This is a genomic window from uncultured Campylobacter sp. (assembly GCF_938018035.1).
Lineage (GTDB): Bacteria > Campylobacterota > Campylobacteria > Campylobacterales > Campylobacteraceae > Campylobacter_B.
Window position 1 is genome coordinate 1 of record NZ_CALIJF010000142.1, and the last position, 5,223, is coordinate 5,223.

Consider the following 5,223-nt stretch of genomic DNA (forward strand, 5'->3'; position numbering starts at 1 on the left):
CATTTTCGCAGAGCTTTTACGCGAAATTTTGGTGAAAGGATTTTAACTAAAATTCCATAAATTTTAAGACGGAATTTTAAAATTTCATCGCAAAATTCTAAGATACGCGTAAATTCTTAGCGGGCGCAAGAAAAATTAAAATTTTTTGCTAAAATTTTGCGAAATTTACACGAGCAGGATCGAAAATGAAACTTCCCAAACAGCTTTTAGATCGTTACGCCGCGGAGCGCCAAAGCGCAGGCGAGGCGCAGCGGACGGCGAATGAGATCGCCTTTACGCCGGTGGTCTTTCAAGTCTCGCGACTGATGAAAAAATTTGGAATTTTAAGCGCACTTAATGAGGCGCGGGACGGGCTAAGCATAAGCGAGATCGTGAAGAAGCTCTCGCTTAGTGAATACGCCGTAAAGCTGCTTTTGGAAAGCTCGCTTAGCATCGGCACGGTGCTGCTGTGCGGCGAGAAATTTCGGCTCAGTAAGGCGGGATATTTTCTACTCACCGACGAGATGGTGGACGTTGATATGAACTTCATCCACGACGTGTGCTACGAGGGGCTATTTAGGCTCGAAGAGACGCTAAAATCGGGCAAACCCGAGGGGCTAAAGGTTTTTGGGCAGTGGGCTACGATCTACGAGGCGCTTTCGCATCTGCCGCCGCACGTGCGCAAAAGCTGGCTCGCGTTTGATCATTTTTATTCGGATTTGGCGTTTGAGCCTGCGCTAAAGATCATTTTCTCGCGCAAGACGGATAAAATTTTAGACGTAGGCGGCAACACGGGGCGCTTTGCTAAGCGGTGCATAGGCTACGACGAAAATGTGCGCGTCACGATAATGGATCTTGCGGGGCAAATTTCGATGATGAAAGACGCCGTCGCAGGCGCGCAGGGCGCAGAGCGCATAGACGGGCTTGCGGCCGATCTGCTAGATCCCGCTACGCGCTTTCCGCGCGACTTTGACGCGATCTGGCTCAGTCAGTTTTTGGACTGCTTTGCAGAGGAGCAGATCGTAAGCATCCTCGCGCGCGGCGGAGTCGATGAGCGAGCAGGCGCGGCTTTATATTTTGGAGCCGTTTTGGGACAGGCAGCGCTACGAAACCGCCGCGTATAGCATGACGCAGATCAGCGTGTATTTCGCCGCGATGGCAAACGGCAATAGCAAAATTTATCACTCGGACGATATGATTAAATTTGCGCAGCGCGCAGGGCTTAAAATTTCGCAAATTCACGACGGACTCGGCGTCGGACACACGCTGCTGTGCTGCGAAAGGGCGCAATGATGGACGCGCGAAGCTTAAGCGCGTGGCTAAATAAGCCGATTAAAATTTTACTAGTGCTTTTTGGAATCGGAATTTTGGCAAATGTGGCGATGGAATTTTATGCGGAGAAAAAACGCGGCGAGCTAGAGCGAAATTTCTGCGAAAGCAAACAGGTGCGAGATGCGCTAGCGCGGATAAACGAGGGCGCGCCGCGCAGGATCGACGATGCTACGATTTTAAAAGGCGCCGCATGCGAAGAGGGTAGCTTCATATACGATTACGCGCTAAATAGCTCGTCAAATTTAGACCTTAGCGCGCTGGATGCGGGCGATGCGGAAATTTTAAAAGAGATGCTGTTCGCCAAGGCGAAGGCCGGCTTTTGCAGCACGGAATTCTCGCAACGCCTGTGGGAGCTTGGTAAAACGATGGTGCTAAATTACGAGATAGAGGGCTTGCCGCCGATACAGCTAAAGCTTGATAAAAATAGCTGCGAACGGTGAATTTTAAAACCCAAGCGAGGCATTTGATTAGCCGCGTTTTGTGTGGCGGTGCATTGGCGGCTGGCACCTCTGTAAGCTTGTGAGTAAGCTCATGCTTTACGCAGAATTTTATGCGAGCAGGTCGCGAACGAAATTTAGCAAAATTTCATCGCAGCAGGTGCAGCGTAGTAATAAATCCTAAAATTTTGACTCAAAATCTACGATGCTGTTTCAAATAAAATTCCGTAACTTATAGAATTTCGCGCGAAAGCTTTACGCGGTGTTTGCGCTGCTACATAGATATAATTCCGCGTGAAATAGTGAAATTTTAATGAAAAACGCCACTGGCAGAACCTGACGCATTAGATCGCGGCTTAAAAGACTCGGGGCGCGTTTAGCGCTTTGTGACGGCGAAATACACGCTGATATGCGTCATGCTATACGCGGCGGCGCGGTAAAAGTCAAGCAAAGATTTTAGCATGTTGCTTTTGCATAGGCAAAATCAAAAGCGAAGCGGATAAATTTTAAACGGATGCTGCGCGGGCGAGCAGGCAAAGGCTCACGCCGCGCTAAATTTTAAATCTCGCGAAAGCCCTACTTGCAGTCGCTAGGCTTAAATTCTACCCTTATAAATTCTTCGCCACTTTTTATCTTATAGCTCCATATCGCGCTGTTTATTAGCGGATGCATTACCTTCATCTGATTGCAAAAAATTTGCTTATTTTGGCTATCTATGACATTTTGTATCACGGTTTTTTGATCATTTCCGACACTGTCAAATTTCATCCCCATGCCGTCATTTAGCTAGTAGTTGTAGATAAAGCTGCCATCCTTGCACTCAGCGCCAGTTAACGTGGTAATCTCGTCGACTCGCATCGGCGCACTCTTATTGATACCTTCCACGGCCGCTTTGAGTTGGACATTATCGCAGCTTGGTGCCGCAAAAAGTGCCGCGAAAGCAAACGGAAGCAATAAAAACTTTTTCATAATTCTCTCCTTAAAAAATTTAGTAATGATATAAAAATTAATATTAATCGGTGCTTTAAATTTAGGGCGAATTTTTAGTGCCGCGAGCATAGAATTTTATGCAAGTACAGCAGCGAACGCGAAAAGTTTATTTGCGGAGCTTAGCCCTAAAAAATGGAATTAGGCAGTATGCCAAGGTGCGGAATTTATCGGCTCGCCGCACTTAAATATGGGCTGCCAAGTTAATTTCATAACGCGATTTTTGCGGAATTTACGCAACTTGTGGGATTAAATTTGATGCCTAGAGTGCTGGCAAACTCGATATCAAAATCTAATGCCCCAAATGAGTAAATACCGCAAGAAAGCGCGTCTATGAGAGTTTTAAAGCCATGTTAATTATATCGCTCGATAAAGCTTAGGCGCGACGATCCGCAAGCGCGTGCCGTAAGATCGCCGCGACAAATTTTACCACAAGACGGCAGGCAAAAATAATCGACCAGATGTCGCTTACCACGCACAAAGGCGTAAGCGCGATTAATTATCGTTGATTACGTCCAAAATCTCTCTGGCGTGCACGGCGTAATCATTCGCCATCGATTTTTGAAAGATCCCGCCGATCTGCGCGTATGAGCCCTGACCGCCGCCGAAGAATTCCTCCTCGCCGAAGTTGCGCTCGTTTACGGCGATATTTTGGTTGTAGATCGGCTTTCCGTTTTTAAACATTTTTAGACGTAGATTGTAGCGCACGTAGGGCTTTGCTGAAACGTCGATGCCGTCGGAGCTGTAAAAGCCAAAGCCGAATGAGCTAAGCTCGGGTGCGATGACGAGCCCTTTGCCTTGCAACGCTTTTTCGTCGTCGGTGACGCTCACGCGCCTTAGGTAGGTGCCAAAGAAGCGCTTTGCCTCGCCTGCGACGAACTCGCCGACATCGATTTTAAGCTCATCGTCTCTGCCTAGCTTCGAGCTTGCGGCGTAGCTTTTCGTCCCCATTAGCTCGCTAGGGATATAAATGAGCGCGCTTTGCATGGCGTTAGTCGCGCTTATAGTGTCATCAAACGGCGCTACGTCGGCGTTTTGATTAAACTGCGCTTCATATGCGCAACCGCTAAATAGCGCGCAAACTATTGCGGCTAGAAAGAAATTTTTCATTGTTTGCTCCGTGTAAAAATTTTTGTAATTCTACCCCGCGGGTCTAAATTTTACGCTGAAACGGGCGTAATCGCTCTTTAATCCAAGCTAAAAAATCGCCTAAGCTTTCGCTTAAACGTGTCTTTTGGAATTTGCGTATCTCCGAAATCATCGCTCCAAATTTCATTTTTATCGGTAAACAGGCCTTTATTTTGCGCCTGCGGCATAAAGACCACTTTATCTGTAATTTGGACGCCTTTTTGCTTAAAATACTCTAGTATCTCATCCAGATCTCGCCTAGAATATATATTTATAAGGAAGTAATTCCTATTTTTGAACCTTAACACGATATTTTTGCGGATTAAACCCAAAGGCTCGCCCGCTCTTATCAGCATATAAATTTTAAACGGCAAGATGAATAATATGAAATTTATCGTATGATATAAAAACAATACAGCCTTTCCTATGTGTACCCCTATGGACGACTTTTTATACAGCTCGTATGGCGAAAAATAGTGAAATCTTCCGTAGCTATTGTATAACTCAGATATAATGCAAAAGCTTATTTTATCGATATCGCAGGCATTGCAAATTTTTATTATTTCCTCTTTCTTGACAAAATAAAAATCATTCAACGCCTGATTTAGCGATCCAGGCTTATCGTCGAAAGCGTTTATATAGCTGATTTTATTATTTTCCAATAAAAAATACGCGGGACTGCCCTTTCTTTTAATAGGCCAAAGTAATGTAGCCGGCAACAATAAAAAGACCACTACGATAAACATAACTAAATCGGCACTAAAATGCGTGTAAAATTTCAAGTTTAACGGAGCAACTTCTAGATTGAATATTTTATATAGGCAACCGAGTGAAAGAAAAAGAACGATATTGTTTTGAAAGTAAACCGCTCTGTCTATAATTTTGATCGGCCCTTTGTCATGGTCTCGCATAAAATTCCTTTTCGGTATGGTTTTTGTATTTTATCACCGCCTCGCTTTCGGCGCGTTTAAGAGCGCAGGATATTTGCAGAGGCGCTTGCGGCGAGGCGAGTTGCTACGAGCGGCGATCATCCTCGTTAAGCGGACGTACAATGTGGATCTTTGCGACTAATTATGGGGCTTTTCAGACACAGAGCGAGCTTGTCTGCGACTACTTAGAGGGCTACTGCGAGTACTGAGCGATCTCATCTGCGACTGCCGTGAGTGGAATTTGCTCGAAACCCAACCCCAATCTCGCCGCGAAATACTCGCGCAGCATCCGCCTTTGCGCTTCGTTTACGTTTAGCCTTATCCAGGCTACCCCACGGGTCTAAATTTTACGCTGAAAACCAAAAAATTTCACGCTTTAATGTCGTAGCTGAAATTTTTCAAAAAATATATACGTAAAGCTTCGCGCTCGG

Annotated in this window: 7 protein-coding genes; 3 read left to right on the forward strand and 4 right to left on the reverse strand. The window is 45.6% G+C overall.

All coding sequences use genetic code 11. The annotated features are described in order from the left end of the window. Window positions 1-185 precede the first annotated feature (185 nt). From Q0257_RS04175 to Q0257_RS04185, 3 genes are read left to right on the forward strand one after another with little or no spacing between them, the layout of a single operon-like run. Complete coding sequence (locus Q0257_RS04175) at window positions 186-1,103, forward strand: class I SAM-dependent methyltransferase (RefSeq protein ID WP_298021920.1); 918 nt, start codon at window positions 186-188, stop codon at window positions 1,101-1,103. 1 nt (window position 1,104) lies between these two features. Further along, window positions 1,105-1,272, forward strand: a complete 168-nt coding sequence (locus Q0257_RS04180) for a hypothetical protein (RefSeq protein WP_298021923.1) — start codon at window positions 1,105-1,107, stop codon at window positions 1,270-1,272. Next, entirely contained in the window at window positions 1,272-1,751 is a 480-nt protein-coding gene (locus Q0257_RS04185) for a hypothetical protein (RefSeq protein WP_298021926.1), read from the forward strand. Before Q0257_RS04180 ends, Q0257_RS04185 begins: the two co-directional genes overlap by 1 nt. A 573-nt stretch (window positions 1,752-2,324) precedes the next feature. Here Q0257_RS04185 and Q0257_RS04190 read toward each other — a convergent pair. The 4 genes from Q0257_RS04190 to Q0257_RS04205 all read right to left on the reverse strand — a co-directional run bounded on the left by Q0257_RS04190 (window position 2,325) and on the right by Q0257_RS04205 (window position 4,774). Beyond that, window positions 2,325-2,516, reverse strand: coding sequence for a hypothetical protein (locus Q0257_RS04190; RefSeq protein ID WP_297883167.1), 192 nt, complete (start codon window positions 2,514-2,516; stop codon window positions 2,325-2,327). A gap of 18 nt (window positions 2,517-2,534) precedes the next feature. Then, complete coding sequence (locus Q0257_RS04195) at window positions 2,535-2,717, reverse strand: hypothetical protein (protein WP_298021930.1); 183 nt, start codon at window positions 2,715-2,717, stop codon at window positions 2,535-2,537. Window positions 2,718-3,230: 513 nt separating this feature from the next. Beyond that, the gene (locus Q0257_RS04200) at window positions 3,231-3,845 is read right to left on the reverse strand and encodes a hypothetical protein (protein WP_005871467.1); all 615 of its coding nucleotides are present in this window, start codon (window positions 3,843-3,845) and stop codon (window positions 3,231-3,233) included. A gap of 77 nt (window positions 3,846-3,922) precedes the next feature. Then, window positions 3,923-4,774, reverse strand: coding sequence for a hypothetical protein (locus Q0257_RS04205; protein ID WP_298021933.1), 852 nt, complete (start codon window positions 4,772-4,774; stop codon window positions 3,923-3,925). Between the last annotated feature and the right edge of the window lie 449 nt (window positions 4,775-5,223).

Bases quoted from the DNA above. Each gene is read 5' to 3' on its own strand.
- Q0257_RS04185 (WP_298021926.1), top strand. From the start codon at position 1,272: ATGGACGCGCGAAGCTTAAGCGCGTGGCTAAATAAGCCGATTAAAATT.
- Q0257_RS04200 (WP_005871467.1), bottom strand. From the start codon at position 3,845: ATGAAAAATTTCTTTCTAGCCGCAATAGTTTGCGCGCTATTTAGCGGT.
- Q0257_RS04190 (WP_297883167.1), bottom strand. From the start codon at position 2,516: ATGAAATTTGACAGTGTCGGAAATGATCAAAAAACCGTGATACAAAAT.
- Q0257_RS04195 (WP_298021930.1), bottom strand. From the start codon at position 2,717: ATGAAAAAGTTTTTATTGCTTCCGTTTGCTTTCGCGGCACTTTTTGCG.
- Q0257_RS04175 (WP_298021920.1), top strand. From the start codon at position 186: ATGAAACTTCCCAAACAGCTTTTAGATCGTTACGCCGCGGAGCGCCAA.
- Q0257_RS04205 (WP_298021933.1), bottom strand. From the start codon at position 4,774: ATGCGAGACCATGACAAAGGGCCGATCAAAATTATAGACAGAGCGGTT.
- Q0257_RS04180 (WP_298021923.1), top strand. From the start codon at position 1,105: ATGACGCAGATCAGCGTGTATTTCGCCGCGATGGCAAACGGCAATAGC.